The organism is Acinetobacter sp. WU_MDCI_Abxd143 (assembly GCF_025514195.1).
Lineage (GTDB): Bacteria > Pseudomonadota > Gammaproteobacteria > Pseudomonadales > Moraxellaceae > Acinetobacter > Acinetobacter pittii_H.
Genome location: NZ_JAHPTH010000010.1, coordinates 1 through 18,254, shown reverse-complemented (window position 1 = coordinate 18,254; position 18,254 = coordinate 1). Strand labels below are relative to the sequence as shown.

Here is an 18,254-nt window from a genome sequence, read left to right as displayed (position 1 = left end):
TTTATGGATCTATCTCACATATAAAATTACCGTGTAATTCCTAACTTATTCCAAATCTCTGGTGTTAAAAACGTAGTCACTAATTTATTTAAGTCGATATAGCGTAATGTGCCCTGCAGTTGCTGTTTAACTGCGGGATCTTTAACAATATCTTCACCAGCACTTTGGCCTAACTGTTGGAAAGCTTCCCCAACCGCCTTAACACCTTCAGTCTGAATCACAGCTTTAGTTTGGGTAGAACATTGCTCCACAATCACACGTTGTAAAACCTGAGCCAGTTTTTGGTCTAACTGATCTTTTTGCTCAGGCGTTACATTACTAAATGCTTTTAAATCTGGATGGGCAGCTAAAGCTGTAAATGTCCATTGAAGTACCGTAGTTTTGTCTGAAGCCGTTGTAGCCTTAACTAAACAGTCACTTAACTGATCAACTGTTGGGCCAGCCATCGCAATTTGTGTTGTACCCAGTACAGCAACTGCCATACAAACTGAACGGCTCAAATGTGAAAACTTACGGCGGGCAATCGCATAAACTTGACGTGACATAGGTCTAGCTCCAATAAACAATCTGTTCTTTGTATCACAGAGCTAGTGGTGTTACCTGTTATGACTCTGTAACCGCAAAATACCTATTTCACCACAGACTCTATTCGATCAAGTTCCCACACTCCACCTGCTGCCAAGCCTTTGCACATCCCTGTCCACATATCCTTAGTCTGTACAAAACTCTTGCCATCCCACACCCATTCTTCACTTGCCCAACAGTCTCCAATGCCTCTTCCCTTTTGAGCACTACTGATAATACCGCTATCAAAATCTGAAGCGGATTCAGTCACAAACGCGGCCTTACCATTTAAAGACTCATCGAGTACCCAAGCACCATATCCTTCGTTATAGGCGCCTCTCCAACACAACGTAGTCGCCAGAACTTTCTTATTGGTTAGTTTATATAGCTCAATTTTCTGTGGTTGGGCTTCATCACTATTACCACCATAAATTCCTTCACAAAAGTCTTCTTTAGGATTGGGTTTAGCAGTCATCAAACTACGGTGTATTGCCTGGTACTGTTTATTTTTAGGCTGTAAAGTTAAATAAGGTTTGTTTGAAGTCTTAATACGTTTAACAAGTAGTTTTGGCTCAGGCATAAGCACTTTGGTTTCATTGGTGCTGCCTTTTTTAACCAAAGCCCCAACAGTTCCGATACGCTTCTGAAAATCATCCATTTTTAGTAACACAGCAGTCATACCAGCATCAGAAATTTTCCATTTATGCTGTGCATTTTTAAATACAATTTCGGTCTTCTGTTTGGATTGCTGTAGTACAGCATTGACTTGCGAGCTGTTCAGTTTACCCATAAGTGGTAACTCAGTACCATCTACACTCACAGCTCCTAAATCTTTGCCATTTATATAAAAATGAATATTTTTAAGCTGGTTTGCTGGCATGCTTTGTTCATAGTCTGATAAAGCAAATTCAATCTGCACAGGTTGTTTTGGGCCAGCTTTACGTGTTAATAAAATTGAAGCAGGATTGTCACTATTTTCCTCATTTTGATACCCTGCTGCCTTACAGGTGCCTGTATTACTGCAATAGATTTCCCACTCTTGGTGAGAAAATGAAATACCTTTTATATCTTGAGCAAAACTATAAGAGCTTATTACTGCCAAACAACCAATTGAAAGTATATTTTTCATTTTTTCATGTCTCTACACGTCTGTTTTATTATGAAGTTAACAATAGCGTTAAATTTTGAGTTACCGTCTAGTTTAAAAGAATATGTTAGATTTATATAAGATTTAAATTGATTACTTTCTAAAAATGAAAAAACTAAATTTTTTATTATGGGCAACATTAGTCAGCCTAAATTCAAATGTTTATGCAGAAGTAAAAAGCTTTACTCCCCATTTTCCAAAGTTTTATAGCTCTGCTGCAACCCGCAAAGCAGATAATCAATTCTACGCTCTAGGAGAGGCAAAGTTTTTAAACGGCGTTACAGTCCCGTTTTATGGTGTTACAGCACAAAGCCCAACAGAGAATGGTTTACTTAAAGACTTTGAAACCTGTACACCTAAAAGCTGCCATTTTAATTTTAAACTCGATGCTCAACATGCAAAACAACTCAAGCTTCTTGCATTACCTGAAACAGGTTTGGTGCTCGTTCCAAGTAATTGGCAAGATGTGCAAGCAAATGCAGGCGCTAATGGGACTGGTTTTGCTCTAATAATGAGTACAGATCAAAAACAAGCTATAGAACTTTACGACTCTTCATTTTGCGTTGGCTGTGGACTACCAAATGCAACGCTTTATTTTCCTGAACTATTAAAAGAAAGTCTTGTAAATGAATATGGCGGATTCAAAGACCCTAAAAAACTGATTAATATTGTTTACCCTTCTAAAAAAGTGGCTTTTTTTAGTTACCAAATTCCGCAAGTGAACAATAAAACCCATGGTATTGCCAAATATGATGATGAAGACACGTTTAACTATAAAGAAATTCAAGTCACCTTAGATAAATCGCAGCAGTCTTTAGTTGGTCCTATTCTCAATTTTTATAATACAATGCACTAATCCAATACTTATAAAAAACCCGCTTTCGCGGGCTTTTTTTACTTATGTAATATCGATTCAAAAGCTTTTAAACGCTTATAAATTGAAAGCAGTTCAATAATTGTTTTCCATGAACTAATTAAGTATTGGAAGGATTCCCGTACACGCCCAAATACATTTGCAATTTGTTGAATTAAACCTAATGTGAGTTTACCAGCAGCAATTGATGGGAAAAGGACAACCAAGTTATATAAAACATCAAGTTGGCCATACCAAATAGCTGTCATATTAAAATAGGCATAATGGAAGTAAAGTCTGAAATAATTTTTACGTACATTACTAAATAACTCACGCAAGGTAGCAGGTTTTGCACGATCAGCATGGTCTTCACCATAAACAAGTTCTTTACGATAAGCCGCTTCTACTTTCTGATTGTTAAATTGCAAACCTGGCAACTTAATCCCTACTACCATTAATAGAACTGTACCGAAAATTGACCACACTATTGCGGCCCATACTAAAGAATGATTTAACTCACCAACAATTGGTAAAACGGGAACATGTTTAGACAGTTGAAATAGAATCGGTAAAAACGCAATCAAGGTAATAACCGCTTTTACTAACTCTACCCCTAAATCTTCCAGAATTGTTGCAAAGCGCATAGTGTCTTCTTGCACACGCTGCGAAGCACCTTCAACATGACGTAGTTTTTCCCAATTTTCTGTGTAATATTCATTCATTGCTGTACGCCAGCGGAATACATAATGGCTTGTAAAAAAGGCATTAATCACAGCAAGAGTCACGGCAACCATAGCAATATAAAGAAAGACCATTGTCTCGCTATATAATGCCGAGAGATCTCCTCCTCCACTCGAAAGCATTTTTTGAATTAAATCCCAAAATGGTACATACCATGCATTAATCGCAACGCTAGCCTGAACAGCAAACCAAATATTGAACAGAATAAACGCTGAACCCCACACTGACCAACGCTGCCAAGGATTATTAGAAATAATTTTCCAAAAGCCAGCAAAAAGCGCAGTAGAGATTAAAAACCAAAGATAGAACCATAAAAAAGCAGGCGACCAAAAACGGCTTACGCCAATAGGCAATTCAGCCTCTGCATAACCCTGCGGAAAGCCTAAATACTCTCCCCAGTGATCTCCACCTGTATACCAGAGCACCATATTGAGCGCGATCCAAATGACCGCAGATATAAAGAAATACCTTGGTGATGGAAAAAATGATTTGAACATTGAGCGTGGATATCCCTATATTTCTTCAAATTTACAATGAAAGGAATACTAAAACCTAAACCTTAAAATTGTGAAGGGTAAAGTTTAGAGAATTGTCAGTTTTTCCTATTCCATTGAAGGATTTGATCGTTTTTTTGTAAATTAATCCCTTTTTGGCAATTTAATCCATTTAAATTACCTTGTATATGACTCTTGATAGAGCCATATACAGCTTTTATAACACAGTGATATCAGAGATTAAATCTCTTCTTTACGAACAATATAGCCTTCTAATTGCATTGCTTGAATGAGCAAATCTAGGTCTGAGGCACTCTTTAACTCTACATCAACGCTTACAGCGCTTTCTTTGGCACGGCTTGTTGCCGCAAAGCGTTCATGACGTAGTTCATAAATATTACCACCTTGCTCAGCAATAATGGCCGTCAAACGAGCTAAAGCACCTGGATTGTCCGGTAATTCAACACGAATACGCACCATACGGCCTGTACGCGTTAAATGGCGTTGCAACACAGAGACCATAACACGTGTATCAATATTGCCACCCGACAGCACCACGCCCAATTTATGACCTAAAAACAGATCGGGACGCGACATAATTGCAGCAATACCTGTCGCTCCTGCTCCTTCACATACTGTTTTTTCAATATTAAGTAATAGTGCAATCGCTTCTTCAATCATGTCTTCAGTGACAACGACAATGTCATCAACATATTCTTTAGCAACTTGGGTCGTAAGCTCACCTGGAGTTTTTACCGCAATACCCTCAGCAACAGTAGAGCCCATTGAAACCGCATGTTGATAATTGCACAGTAGTTTTGCCATACTTGGGTATACAACCGATTGCACCCCAATAATTTTAATTTTTGGATTGATCGCTTTAGCAGCAATTGCAATACCAGAAATTAAACCACCACCACCAATTGGCACAACCAAAATATCCAAATCAGGCACAGCCGCAAGCATTTCAAGTGCAATGGTGCCTTGACCCGCAATAATTTCAGCATCATCAAATGGGTGTATAATCGTTAAAGATTCTTCTTGCGCAACACGGTGCATTTCAGCAGCAGCTTCCGAAAAATCCTGCCCATGCAAAATAACGCGCGCACCATACTCACGTACTCGTTGTACCTTAACGTTTGGCGTAGATTTCGGCATTACAATAGTCGCAGTCACACCTGTCCGCTGAGCATGATAGGCTACACCTTGGGCGTGGTTGCCTGCCGAAGCTGCAATAACACCATGTTGCTTTTCTTGTTCAGATAAACACAACAGTTTATTCAGAGCACCCCGCTCTTTAAATGAAGCTGTAAATTGTAAGTTTTCAAATTTCAACCACATCTCAGCCCCTAAGGTTTTAGAAATGGTTTCTGAGAAAACAAAGGGAGTTTTTACAACTAAACCTTCCAAACGCTCTGCGGCAGCATAAACATCATCTAATGTTGGAAAGCCATTTTTAACCTGTTGCTGTATCATTTATCTAGTCAGCCTCAATACACTACAAATCAATTATTTTTTAAAAAACGGCAACAATATTTCATATTAACCATTAGAGTTTTCAGCATATCCAACATGTCTCTAATATACAAAAAATTTTATTCCAAAAATTGGAGTTTTAACTTCCATAAAAAAAGCCCGTTGTGGACTTTTTTATTTAATTCTCAAAATATTAACGTTTATTTATTGGCTTTGAGCACTTAAACCTTCCGTAGACATATTTTGTTCAGCTATTTTTTCATCAATAGCAAACTGAATATCAGAAAGCTTGGCATTAGCTGCGTCTATACCAGATTTCATAGTAGCTTCACGGCCTTTGACATCAAAAATATGTGCTTTTTCTCTTAAGTCTGGCTGAATAACAACGTCTGCATATTGCAATTCTTCTGCTGCCAAACGCCCTTGCATGATATTAATATTCTGGTTAAACAATCCCCATACATTCGAAGTTTCTGTGTAAATAGGTTGAGCTAAAATATCAACTGCAATAATGACATCAGCACCTAAATCACGAGCCACTTCAACTGGCACAGGGCTCACTAACCCGCCATCGACATATTCAGATTTACCAATTTTAGTCGGCACAAACATACTCGGAATGGAAGCAGAGGCTCTTACGGCTTGACCAGTATTGCCGTAGTTAAATACGGTTTTGGTACCATGCTTCAGTTCAGTTGCCACCACATACATTGGAATCTTCATTTTTTCGAGTGGCATGTTATTTACTTGCTGATTAACGTAGTTCTCTACTTTTTTGCCATCAAAAAAACCTTTTAATCCGATACTAATATCACGGACATCACCAGCTTTCATTTTTAAAGCAGTATCACGCAGTTCAGCAGGTGTTTTACCACTGGCATAAATTGCCCCAACAATACTACCCGCACTCGTACCTACAATAAAATCCGGGCGAATACCATGTTGTTCTAGAACTTCAATCACCCCGATATGAGCATAACCTCGTGCTCCACCACTACCCAATACAAGCGCGACAACAGGACGTTTTTGCATTTTTTTAATTCTTGCAAATGGCTGATCAACAGAACGAGCATAAGCTTCTGTCGTTTGCGGTTTTAGAGCAGCAGACAAGTGTGTGGTGGTCTGGCATCCCGCCAACACCATAGAGAGTCCGAGAACCCACAATTTAAGCTGTTTCATGGCCCATCTTCGCACTATGAGGATTAAGTTCGGATTGCAATTTTAGTTGCTACTTTCGTGAAAAGCTGTAGTGAATTTATTTAATTTGTCATGTTTAAAATTTAGACTCAAGTATTTTATTTATCCCCTATATGAAAAAGGCCTCTTATATATAAGAGGCCTTTTGAAACTTACCAGATATCTGAATCAACTTTTTTCTTCAATTCTGGATACTTGTCAATTTTAAACTCAGGCTCTTTAATGCCTCGTTTTAATTGCTCGCGGTAATCTTTTAACAAAGTACGTGCCATTGGCGTTAATAGTAAAATTGCAATCAAGTTAATGGTTGCCATGATTCCCATAAACAAGTCAGCCATTGACCAAACGAGTGGAACACTACCGATTGCACCGAAGTACACCATCACCAATACGAAAATACGGAAGATGAACATGACTTTCGGGTTGTTATTAATAAACTGTACATTACCTTCTGCATAAGCATAGTTACCTAATACAGCTGAATAACAGAATAAGAATAATAGAACAGCTAGGAAATCAGATCCCCAATGTCCAACTTGAGTTTCTAAGGCACGTTGTGTTAATTCAACACCAACAAAACCTGCGTCTTGGTAAACGCCTGAAACTAAGATGATGATTGCAGTACTTGTACATACAATGAACGTATCTACGAATACACCAAGCATTTGTACTAAACCTTGGTTTACAGGATGTTTTACATCAGATGCAGCAGCCGCGTTTGGCGCCGAACCCATACCTGCTTCGTTTGAGAATAAACCACGCTTAATCCCTTGCATCATTGCCATTGATACAGCCGCACCAAAGAAACCACCTGCCGCAGCATTGAAGTGGAAAGCCTCAGTCACAATCAGTTTTAAAATATCAGGCAAAATTGCATAGTTGCTTAATGCGATATATAGAGCGACGGCTAGATAAAGACCCGCTTTTAAAGGTACAAACATCTCTGCAAATTTAGCGATACGTTTAATACCACCAAAAATTGCCAATGCAACCATAACGACAAGCGCAAGGCCAACCCATGAAATTTCTAGATCAACACCACCTAAATGAGCAATAAGATTAGCTTTGTCCCAACCCCAAGCATGTGAAGAAGCATTAGCAATCGCATTGATTTGGACTGAGTTGAATACGAACCCATAAGTAAAGATGAGTGCTAGTGCGAAGACCACACCAAAGGTTTTACTGCGTAAACCTTGAGTAATATAGTAAGCCGGTCCACCGCGAAATTGCTTAGTCTTGCTATCTCTAACTTTAAAGAGCTGAGCAAGTGTAGACTCAATAAAAGCAGAACTCATACCAAGTACAGCAGTTACCCACATCCAGAACACTGCACCAGGACCACCAATTGCAATCGCGATTGCCACACCGGCAATGTTACCCACCCCAACACGGCTCGCAAGACCCGTTACAAACGCCTGGAAAGGTGTAAGGCCATGCTCATCTGTGCCTTCTGTACGGCTACTTTTCATGACACGAATACTTTGCAAGAACATGCGAATTTGCACTGCCCCTGTTAAGACCGTATAAAAAATACCGACAGCCAGCAAGAAAATAACCAGAAAATCCCATAAAGGATCATTAAAAAATTGTACCCACGACATCAGTGTGGCATTGAGTTGTTCATTCATACTCGGTCCGCTTACGTTCTTGCTAATGTGCTATTAGCACAAGCCAAAATACTGCAATAAACAAAAAAGCCCCTCAAAATTGGGACTCCTTCAGTACATTTAAGAAAAAACTTTTAATGTCAATTGAATAGCAATTATCGTCACAAGTTTAAGCAACATCATGCCCAACACTAAGCCTTTGAAGGTTGCATGAGAGAATGTGACCTTCAAAAAAAATAATATCATCGCACTACTGAACACTTCCTTTTTCGGAAAAGTAGTATAGATCGACTCAGCTACAAACTTGGAAACTAACAAATGACCACCGCTAAATAATCTCGTCTAATGATTCCCATCAATTAATCGAGTTATACAAAATTTGGATTTAAGCCAATAAGCATATTTACATATACTTGAGAGCGAATGTCTAAACTGGATATAAATTTCAAAGACTGTAACAAGCCATCGCCATAACGCGACTATCTGCGCTCCTTTCCCCTTGATTGAAGAAGAGTGCGTTTAGATCTGTACTAAGCTGTTGTTTTTCTTGTAGCTCAGTAGTTGCGTGAGTCATGTTCATTTTCATGGTTGCAATGGTAATCGCCAATCCTTGTTTCATGAACTGCTTGTTGATGAGTGGTAGACTCATGTAAAGCTCCTTATTCCTCGTGTATTTCTCCATTTCTACATCAAAATTCTTTTGTAAAGGGATTTTGTATGCAGCCATTTCTTTCCTAACATGAGTATGGAGAAATCATACCTGCGTAAAAAAGTCGGTATTATGCAGAAATTTAAAATTTTGTGTATGTTTTTCATTAAAATTTTATGTTATTTCCGATTGTTTTTTATTCAAAATCATCTGCTTTGTACTGTTTTTAAACATATTATACCTTTTTTTCAATTGAGTGATTTTTAATCCAACTGATGCCATAGATTTATTTTTATAGTCAAAAAACATCATACTTTGTTTGTCTATTTAGATCTAAAGTGGCATATTCACATTAGAATTAATCAGACATTATGTCCAAACCAAACGAGTTATCATATCTGTAAGGATATCTCTTTTCTAATATTTTTTGCTTATAAATGAAGTACTTTCAAAACGTGAAATTAAGCTTCAAAAAGTATTAAGTATTTAAGAAAAGGATATAGGAGTATTCATGAATCTGGAACAAGTTCGTCTCGTTGATGAAGCTATCACTTCTCGACATTCTGTCCGCGCTTTTTTAAATACCCCAATTGAGCCAGAAGTCATTAAAGATATATTACGAGTCGCAAGTCGAGCACCTTCTGGAACGAATACCCAACCATGGAAAATCTATGTGGTCACAGGCAAAAAGCGTGATGAAATAGTTGAACGTGTCTGTGCTGCACAAATTGAAGTTTCAAAAAATCCTGAACTTGCAGAAGAATACAAAGAAACTTTTGCCTATTATCCTGAAAAATGGATATCTCCTTTTATTGACCGCCGCCGTGAAAATGGTTGGGGGCTTTATGGTTTACTCGAAATCAAAAAAGGTGAAAAAGAAAAAATGGCTGAGCAGCAGTTACGCAATTTTAAATTGTTTGATGCACCAGTCGGCCTTTTCTTTACCGTAAATAAAACGATGGGAATCGGTTCTAAAATGGATATCGCGATGATGATCCAAAACGTGATGGTCGCTGCCAAGGCACGTGGTTTAGATACATGCCCACAAGCAGCTTGGAATCATTTTCACCCTATTGTTTTAGATATAGTAGGTGCATCAGATGACGAAGAACTGGTATGTGCAATTGCATTAGGTCATGCCGATCCTAACCACATTGTAAATACCTTTATTACGCCTAGAGAACCTGTTGAAAATTTCACAGTTTTTCTAGACGAATAAGCTATAAGTGGCCATTCTCTAAAAGCTATGAGAATGGCTTGGTTTTGACCTGTTGTGTCGCTTTCAATACGACAATAAAACCACTTAGTGTAAATAACACCATCATTACGCCCATATTGAGCGATGCGGACCAAATCAGGAAGTTAAGAAGCACGCCCCCTAAAAGGCCACAAGCGAATTGCATACTTCCCATAATTGCACTTGCTGTCCCAGCGCGAGCACCTTGTTTGGACATTGCTAACGCCATAGCATTTGGGCCTGTTAAACCAATACCCGAAATAGCTAAAAATAACCCTACCATAACAAGCCATAAAGGCGCTGCAGGGATTAAACCAGCAATAAATACAATGATGGCTCCAGTCACTTGCACAAGGGAACCCGATTTTAAGCGTTTAGTAATTTCAACACGTGTTGTTAAATGCTTGTTTAAAGAAGACATCAACATAATGCCAAAAGCATTTAGTCCAAACACGTAAGCAAACTCTTGCTGATTAAGTCCGTACTGATCCATAAACACTGCAGGTGCTGAGCTGATATAGCAAAATAATGCAGCCCCTGTTAAACAGCCTGCAAACGTAGGTAAGCGGAAACTCGCATCTTTGAAAATAGCTCCATATAAAGTCACCACTTGATAGAGCGATAGCTTAAGCCTTTTATCATTTGCCAAAGTTTCTTTAAAAAAGAAATGTACGCATAGCCAACACAGCGCACCCACAATTGAAAGCGCAATAAAAATAGCCTGCCACGGAAACCAAATTAAAATCCATGCTCCGATCATAGGAGCCAAAATTGGTGCAAGTCCCATGACAATCATCATGCTTGAGAAAGCTTGTGCAGAGCCTTGAACGTCCAATTTATCACGTATTGCCGCACGAGCCATGACTACACCAACACAACCACCTAAAGCTTGTAAAATACGGGCCGCAATCAAGCTCCATTCATTAGTAGCCATTACACAAAATAAGCTTGCGACTGCATAAAGCGCGAGGCCAAAGTAAAGTGGTTTCTTTCTACCAATACGATCGCTTAAAGGGCCATAAACTAGTTGTCCAATGGCTAAACCAAAAAAATAAGCTGGTAGAGTATTTGCCACCATTTGCGTACTTACCCCAAAATCATGGGCCATTTGTGGTAACGCAGGTAAGTACATATCAATGGATAACGGCCCTAAAGCCGTAAGTAAAGCGAGCAACATAATCCAGCCAATAGAGTATTGACGCTGGGCTGTTTGTTCAGACATAACGATATTTCATTTTTCACTCATTTGCATACAGACAAGCTTACACTGTCTATCGTATGATTTGTGCAACATTGGTGTAGAAATACACAAATCCTTTATCACTCAGGTTGATCAGCAAGGACTTCCTTTGAAATCTTGGTTTAAACGCCTAAAAAGAGCGACTTATAACACAACATTTATGTATAACGTGCGAATGCTGATAGCCTTTTCAGGAACTGCTTTCGTGCCTTATTTTTTAGGCTATCAATTAGCAACTATTCCACTCACTTTAGGTGTGGTCGCAGCAGGTTTGAGTGATATTGATGATCGCTTTTCCGTGCGAATCATGAACCTAATTTATACTTATATTGGGTTCTTCGTTACTGCAGCTTCTGTACAACTACTTTTCCCCTACCCAATGGCTTTTGCCTTAGGGTTGATTGCTTCATGTATTGGCTGGATTTTACTAGGTTCACTGGGACGTCGTTACGCCACCATTTCTTATGGCTGTTTGGTTGTTTCGGTCTATACCATGTTGGGTGTTCACCTTTTCGATCAGTGGTATATTCAACCGGCCCTTTTAGTCGCAGGTGCTGCATGGTATGGCCTCATTGCCACTATTAGCTTTTTATTATTTCCGGTCCGCCAACTTCAAGACAAACTCGCAGCGTCTTATGCATCTCTAGGTGATTTTCTATTTGCAAAGTCAAATTTGTTTGATGTAGATATGACGCCTGCCAGCTATCAGCAAAGTATGATTGAGCTGTCATTAGAAAATGGTAAATTAATTACGATTTTTAATGACTTAAAAACAGCATTATTGACTCGTTTAAAAGGTGACCGTGGACAAAAAGATACACGCCGAAGCCTACATTATTATTTTGTTGCTCAAGACATTCATGAGCGTGCTGACTCAGCCCATATCGACTATCAAAAGTTAGCCAAAATTTTTCAACACAGCGATATTTTATTTAGATTTCAACGAATTTTGGCGGTTCAAGGCAAAGCTTGCCAAGAGTTAAACGAATGTATTTTACAACGCAAACCTTATAACCATAACAAACGTTTTAAGCAGAGTTTTGAGAACTTAAGACTATCTTTAGAGAAGTTAAGACGTGATCAGCATTATGACCTTTTATGGGTAAATGCTCTTTTCGCTTTGTACCAAAATTTAAAGTCTATCGACTCTCAGTTGCTCAATTTGGAAACTGAACAACACATTCAATCCGATAAAGTAAAACAAGCCGAGAACCAGCTTAAAGATGATGATTTACAAGGATGGAATGATATTGTTATCCGAATAAAACAGAATTTAACTCCCGAATCTGTACTCTTCCGCCATGCAATTCGCGTCTCAATTGTTCTTTTTATTGGATATGTATTGATTCAAATGACCAATATTGAGTATGGCTATTGGATTATGCTTACGGCTCTGTTTGTAAGCCAACCCAACTTCAACGCAACTAAACGTCGCTTACGCTTACGAATTGTCGGAACTTTAATTGGTATTGTCGTTGGACTTGCGATTATCTTCTTAATTCCTTCAACCGAAGGACAACTATTTATGTTGATATTAAGTGGGGTTCTATTTTTTGAGTTACGTAGTAAGCAATATGCTCAAGCAACAGCCTTTATTACCATTCTTGCATTAATCAACTTTAATCTTGACGGTTCAGCAATGGCTGCTGCCATTCCTCGATTTGTAGATACTTTAATTGGATGTGCGCTAGCTTGGTTTGGCGTGACTTTTATTTGGCCTGACTGGAAATTCCGACGTTTACCCCGCAACATCAGACGTTCATTACAAGCTCAATGTAACTATTTAGCTGAAGTCGTTAAACAATATCATGAAGGCCGCAATCATGCGCTGAATTACCGTATTGTAAGACGGGCTGCTCATAATACTGATGCCGAGGTTGCTTCACTTATCTCAACTTTAGCGACTGAGCCAGACTTTGACCCTACCCGTAAATCCGATATCTTTGAATTTTTATGTTTAAACCATACGTTTTTAAGTTATATCGCAGCACTTGGGGCACATCGAGAAAATATTCAGGACCAAGCTGTTCTTAAACTTTTAGACCAAGCGCTAGATGACATTGAAGGTGCTTTACTAAGAGATGAGATGCCTGATCTTACAGCGCAAAATATGCTCCAAACGATACGCCAACGTTTAAGTCAAAATAATGAGGAAGACCAAAAATCACTCATTATTTTACAGCAGCTCTCGCTCATGCTTGGTGTATTGAACCGATTTAGTATGTTAAAACAACGGCTAAGTCATGATCTTGATAATGATGCCAGTGAGCTTGCATCATTATAAATTTGAGTCAGAAATTAGTATGAAATTGGCATAATATCCTTTCCTGACTTATGCCAATTAATGCTAAACTTAAAACAGTTTACAATTTGTTATTTGCACTATGACCGCGAAAACTTTATACGCTTATACGCTTCAGCCTGTTCCCTATGACGTGTCAGAAGCTGAACAACGTAATGCACAGCTTCTTATCTGGCGCAGCACTAATAAAATCAGCACAAAAATTTGGGCAATTATGGGTGTCGTTTTAGCCCTAGCTATATTAGGTCTTATTTTTATTAAGAACTACTCTACTGTTTTTTGCTGGGTTGCTATTGTCGCTGTTGTACTTTACTACCTAGGTCGTAAATACGGATTAGAGTGGTACGTTAAACGTAAAATGAATGAATTTCCGGTACAGGAAATCAAAGGTATTCGTTTAGGTGTGCAGCCTCATGGTATTGTGATGCGTCAACAAATGGGCTTACAAGAAGGCGTAGGTACTATTGGATGGAAAAATATCTACGAATGGTACAATACACCTGATTTTATTTTGGTCAATTTCAAAGTAAAAGATCCAAAAGGCCAAGAACAACAAGGTGCTTATATCCTACCTAAGCGCATGGATTCTAAAAACTTCTCGTTCAACACAATTCGCACACACTTAAAAGAATCTGTAGGCGAACCAAAAACCTTGTAAGTCTAGATTTTATAAAAAGCCTCCTCATGGAGGTTTTTTATTAAGCTAAAAATAAATGATAATGAAAATTAATATTATCTCCAAAATCCATATTATCTCCCCAATCTTCGGCTATACTTCGTTACAAGATCTCCATCATATTTACATTTTCGACCATGTTTAAAAAAATTTTATTTCAAATTCATTGGTTTCTGGGTATTACTGCTGGCCTAATCTTATCCATTATGGGTGTTACAGGTGCAATTTATTCTTATGACCAACAAATTTTAAAATGGGTGAATTCTGATAGTTATGTTGTTCAAGCTGAAAACACTCCAAAATTAACTCCTGCTCAGCTTTACCAGCATTTCAATACAACCCAACCTGAAATCAAAATTAATAGCATTACGATTGCCAAGAACCCCACCTCTTCTTCTATTGTAAACATTGAAAAAGAAGGTGAACGCCGTGGCTATAATATGATGGTGAACCCTTATAACGCTGAGGTTCTTCCAGATGTTAAAGGCCGAAAGTTGTTGTTACTCATACAACAAATTCATCGTAATTTAACAGCAGGTGAAGTTGGTAAACAAATTACTGGTGCCTGCGCACTCATGCTAATTTACTTCGTACTCAGTGGGTTATATTTACGTTGGCCTAAAAAGCATTCTGCTCGTCAATGGTTGGCTGTTAAACCGAAACTCAAAGGCCGGAATTTTATTTGGGATCTACATGCTGTTGTCGGCACATGGGTCATTGTTTTTTATCTTCTTTTCGCATGTACAGGACTATATTGGTCTTATGACTGGTGGCGTAGTGGCATGTTCAAAGTGATGGGAGTTGAACAACCTAAACGACAAGATCATGGCACTACTCCTCAAAATCGTGGAATGCAGCAAGGTAAACAATCTGATCGTAATAATGATAAAAAATCAGAGCCTCAATTAGATAATACTCAGCTCATTACAGCACTTAATCAAACATGGAGCGGCTTTAATAGTCAGGTCGGACGTGATTATTCGACTCTAACATTAAGCTTACCGAAAAAAGATGATGGAAAAATTGAGTTAAGCTTTGTCGATGCTACCCCACAACACGAACGGGCACGTAACCAAGCCATCTATAATTATCAAACTGGCAACATCGAAAAGATGGAGCTTTACGAAGACAAAAAGCTTAATCAAAAGATTATGAGCAGCATGTTACCCGTACACCGCGGTAGCTTCTTTGGACCAATTTATCAATTCTTTGCAATGCTTGCTTCTCTAGCAATGCCTTTGTTCTTGGTTACTGGGTGGATGCTGTATCTTAAACGCCGTAAACAGAAAAAATTAACACAGGCGGCTCGTCAGTCTTTAGCAGGACAATACATTGATCCAAATGCGAAACCTTGGCTTATTACCTATGCAACTCAAACAGGTGTAGCTGAACAACTAGCTTGGAGCACGGCAACAAGTTTACAAGAGGCTCATCAACCTGTTCAGGTAAAACCTGTACAGCAGCTAACACAAACTGATTTAGAGCAACATCAACAGGTTTTATTCGTGATCAGTACTTATGGTACTGGTGATGCTCCTGATCTTGCTACAAGCTTTGCTAAGAAACTTTTAAAATTGAATGTGGATCTTAAGCACATCAACTATGCTGTTCTAGCGCTAGGCTCTAAAGAATATCCAGACACTTATTGTAGTTTTGGCCATGCGGTGGATGCTTGGCTCAAAGCCAATGGAGCCCATGCTCTCTTCAATACAATTGAAGTTGATAATGCAAACCCATCGGATATTCAAAATTGGAATCAATCTCTCGCGAAGGCAACTAAATTAGATTTGCATGTGGTAAATCTGGAAAAAGTATTTGATAGTTGGACATTACAGCAACGCGACTTACTCAATCCAAATAGCTTAGGTCAACCTGCTTATAATATCGAACTTAAAGCAAGTCATGAGGCAATATGGCAAGCGGGTGATATTGCTGAAATACAGCCAGGCAATAGTGCTGAACGAATTAATGAGTTTTTGCAGCACCACCATATTCTTAAAAATTCAAAAGTTGATTCATTACAGATTTCAATTGAAAAAGCACTTTGGAATAAAGATTTAACTGGTGAAATTGAGCCATTTGCTAATCTGGACCATTTATTAGAACAGCTTCCTAACTTACCAACACGAGAGTATTCGATTGCGAGTATTCCTTCTCAACAAGTCCTTCGTTTGGTCGTACGTCAACAATATGATGCGTCTAGTAACTTAGGTTTAGGTTCGGGTTGGCTCACTCAACATACCCAAGTTAATAATGAAATTGCTTTGCGTATTCGTACCAATGAATCTTTCCATCTAATTGATGACAACCGCCCTATTATTTGTATTGGTAACGGAACAGGTATTGCTGGCTTAATGAGCCTATTACACACCCGTACGCGTCATGATTACACTGAAAACTGGTTAATTTTCGGTGAACGTCAAAGAGCATGTGATTTCTTCTATGAATCGACTATTGAGGCCTGGAAAACCACAGGAATGTTAAAACGCCTTGATTTAGCATTTTCGAGAGACCAAGAACAACGCATGTATGTTCAAGATGTAATTCGTCAGAATGCAGCAGAATTAGTAAGCTGGATAGAACGCGGCGCTGTTCTTTATGTATGCGGTAGTATTGATGGTATGGCAAGCGGAGTTGATCAAGCACTTATCGAAATTTTAGGTGAAGAACGGGTAGATGAGTTAAGACAACAAGGTCGTTACCGCCGTGATGTTTATTAAAGATCAATAAAAACTAAAACCGAGTAATGGCTTAATGCTTTACTCGGTTTTTTATTGCATTCAGAATGATTTTGCTTACACTGTCTGCAATTTAAATTGCAACTCTAAGCACAATGCAAGTCAGTAAGTGGATCCGTATTTTCCTAGCAATCATTGGTTCGATTTTATTTCTAGATGGATTAGTTCTAATTTGTCTCAATAAAATTAATGTAGGCACCGTTATTCCTTTAATTTTAGGTGCTTTCTTCTGCCTATATTCCTTATTTTATTATCATTTAGAACGCTTTTTCTTCTATCACTATCGCTTACACACACTTTGGCGTTTTGGATGGTTATGCTTCTGGATATGGTTAATTGGCTTAGGCTATTTTTTTAGCTTTATTAAAGAAAATAAAGATACTTCAAATAATATTCCTCCTGTAAAAGCAATTATTGTCTTAGGAAGTGGTATCGAAAATGGCAAACCATCCACAATTCTTGCAAAACGCTTAGATAAAGCCGGCCCTTTAGCCCTAAAACAGCAGCAGGCACAGATTATTCTAACAGGTGGTCTTGATTTTTCAGAAAAAGAAAGCGAAGCATTGGTTATGTCTCGTTATCTTGAACAAAAGTATCATATCGTAAAAGATCAAATGATCCTTGAAGATAAGAGTACTAGTACTGAGCTTAATTTAAAAAATAGTAAACCCTTATTAGAACAACATCAGATTACCTTAAACCAGCCAATCGCTATTGTGACAAGTGATTTTCATATACCTCGAGCAGTAGCAATCGCAAAAAAACAGGGCTATACCCAAGTTTATGGAGTCGCTGCCGAGACGCTATTGGCTACTCGCTACAATGCATGGTTACGTGAATATTTCGCATATGCAAGTGGCTGGCTTTTAAACGAATATTAAAAATAATTTAATAAAAAAAACTGTTATTTAAAAAAATAGCAGTTTTTTTACTTGTAAAATATTGGTGATCGGTACAAATACAAAGCTGATATTAGCTAAAACTAGTAAATTACAGGCTAGATGCTTATCTTTAACTACTAGTAATGCAATTTAATGAGGTTGAGGAATCCCATCAAAAGCATGAAGAAACACTAATGCTAAAAAATTAAAAAACTAGCGATCAATAAAAAGAATAACTTAAAGATATAAGGACTTTAATTTTAGAATAGAAAAGTTGTATCTATACTGAATCACATAGTAAATAAATTTACATGTAAGTATAAGATATTTATAGATGAGTATAAATTTAGGGAATTTTAAATTTCTGATAGAAATTATGGTGGGCGCTGACGGGATCGAACCGCCGACATTCTGCTTGTAAGGCAGACGCTCTACCAACTGAGCTAAGCGCC

General features: G+C 38.2%; 15 protein-coding genes. 6 read left to right on the top strand and 9 right to left on the bottom strand.

Annotated elements, in window-relative coordinates; all coding sequences use genetic code 11:
• Window positions 1-26: 26 nt before the first annotated feature.
• Together KTI79_RS15090 and KTI79_RS15085 are read right to left on the bottom strand one after the other, a co-directional pair.
• Complete coding sequence (locus KTI79_RS15090) at window positions 27-545, bottom strand: hypothetical protein (protein WP_032056160.1); 519 nt, start codon at window positions 543-545, stop codon at window positions 27-29.
• 83 nt (window positions 546-628) lie between these two features.
• Window positions 629-1,693: a DUF1176 domain-containing protein gene (locus KTI79_RS15085; RefSeq protein ID WP_032056161.1), complete on the bottom strand. Its 1,065-nt coding sequence runs from the start codon at window positions 1,691-1,693 to the stop codon at window positions 629-631.
• Window positions 1,694-1,817: 124 nt separating this feature from the next.
• Between KTI79_RS15085 and KTI79_RS15080 the strand changes: the two genes are divergently transcribed.
• Window positions 1,818-2,567 carry a DUF4850 domain-containing protein gene (locus KTI79_RS15080; RefSeq protein ID WP_032056162.1) on the top strand — a complete coding sequence of 250 codons (750 nt, stop codon included), beginning with the start codon at window positions 1,818-1,820 and terminating at the stop codon, window positions 2,565-2,567.
• 38 nt (window positions 2,568-2,605) lie between these two features.
• On the opposite strand, the gene sbmA is transcribed toward KTI79_RS15080, so the two are convergent.
• The 6 genes from sbmA to KTI79_RS15050 form a co-directional block, all read right to left on the bottom strand.
• Window positions 2,606-3,802, bottom strand: coding sequence for a peptide antibiotic transporter SbmA (sbmA, locus tag KTI79_RS15075; RefSeq protein WP_032056163.1), 1,197 nt, complete (start codon window positions 3,800-3,802; stop codon window positions 2,606-2,608).
• 237 nt (window positions 3,803-4,039) lie between these two features.
• Window positions 4,040-5,275 (bottom strand): threonine ammonia-lyase, encoded by a 1,236-nt coding sequence (locus tag KTI79_RS15070; protein ID WP_032056164.1) that lies wholly within the window; start codon window positions 5,273-5,275, stop codon window positions 4,040-4,042.
• A 204-nt stretch (window positions 5,276-5,479) separates the two neighbouring features.
• On the bottom strand, window positions 5,480-6,454 hold the full coding sequence (locus KTI79_RS15065) for a patatin-like phospholipase family protein (protein WP_025469745.1): 975 nt from the start codon (window positions 6,452-6,454) through the stop codon (window positions 5,480-5,482).
• Window positions 6,455-6,624: 170 nt separating this feature from the next.
• Complete coding sequence (locus KTI79_RS15060) at window positions 6,625-8,100, bottom strand: alanine/glycine:cation symporter family protein (RefSeq protein ID WP_032056165.1); 1,476 nt, start codon at window positions 8,098-8,100, stop codon at window positions 6,625-6,627.
• Between the two features lie 99 nt (window positions 8,101-8,199).
• On the bottom strand, window positions 8,200-8,340 hold the full coding sequence (locus KTI79_RS15055; protein WP_079284424.1) for a hypothetical protein: 141 nt from the start codon (window positions 8,338-8,340) through the stop codon (window positions 8,200-8,202).
• Between the two features lie 184 nt (window positions 8,341-8,524).
• On the bottom strand, window positions 8,525-8,728 hold the full coding sequence (locus KTI79_RS15050) for a hypothetical protein (protein WP_032056166.1): 204 nt from the start codon (window positions 8,726-8,728) through the stop codon (window positions 8,525-8,527).
• A gap of 511 nt (window positions 8,729-9,239) precedes the next feature.
• Here KTI79_RS15050 and KTI79_RS15045 point away from each other — a divergent pair.
• Complete coding sequence (locus KTI79_RS15045) at window positions 9,240-9,947, top strand: nitroreductase (RefSeq protein WP_032056167.1); 708 nt, start codon at window positions 9,240-9,242, stop codon at window positions 9,945-9,947.
• Between the two features lie 25 nt (window positions 9,948-9,972).
• On the opposite strand, the gene KTI79_RS15040 is transcribed toward KTI79_RS15045, so the two are convergent.
• Entirely contained in the window at window positions 9,973-11,187 is a 1,215-nt protein-coding gene (locus tag KTI79_RS15040; protein WP_086375825.1) for a multidrug effflux MFS transporter, read from the bottom strand.
• A 127-nt stretch (window positions 11,188-11,314) separates the two neighbouring features.
• Between KTI79_RS15040 and yccS the strand changes: the two genes are divergently transcribed.
• The 4 genes from yccS to KTI79_RS15020 all read left to right on the top strand — a co-directional run bounded on the left by yccS (window position 11,315) and on the right by KTI79_RS15020 (window position 17,802).
• Window positions 11,315-13,489, top strand: coding sequence for a YccS family putative transporter (yccS, locus tag KTI79_RS15035; RefSeq protein WP_032056169.1), 2,175 nt, complete (start codon window positions 11,315-11,317; stop codon window positions 13,487-13,489).
• A gap of 100 nt (window positions 13,490-13,589) precedes the next feature.
• On the top strand, window positions 13,590-14,165 hold the full coding sequence (locus tag KTI79_RS15030) for an SdpI family protein (protein WP_002116136.1): 576 nt from the start codon (window positions 13,590-13,592) through the stop codon (window positions 14,163-14,165).
• A 155-nt stretch (window positions 14,166-14,320) separates the two neighbouring features.
• Window positions 14,321-16,903, top strand: coding sequence for a PepSY domain-containing protein (locus tag KTI79_RS15025; protein ID WP_086375824.1), 2,583 nt, complete (start codon window positions 14,321-14,323; stop codon window positions 16,901-16,903).
• A 113-nt stretch (window positions 16,904-17,016) separates the two neighbouring features.
• The gene (locus KTI79_RS15020) at window positions 17,017-17,802 is read left to right on the top strand and encodes a YdcF family protein (protein ID WP_032056171.1); all 786 of its coding nucleotides are present in this window, start codon (window positions 17,017-17,019) and stop codon (window positions 17,800-17,802) included.
• Window positions 17,803-18,254: the final 452 nt, after the last annotated feature.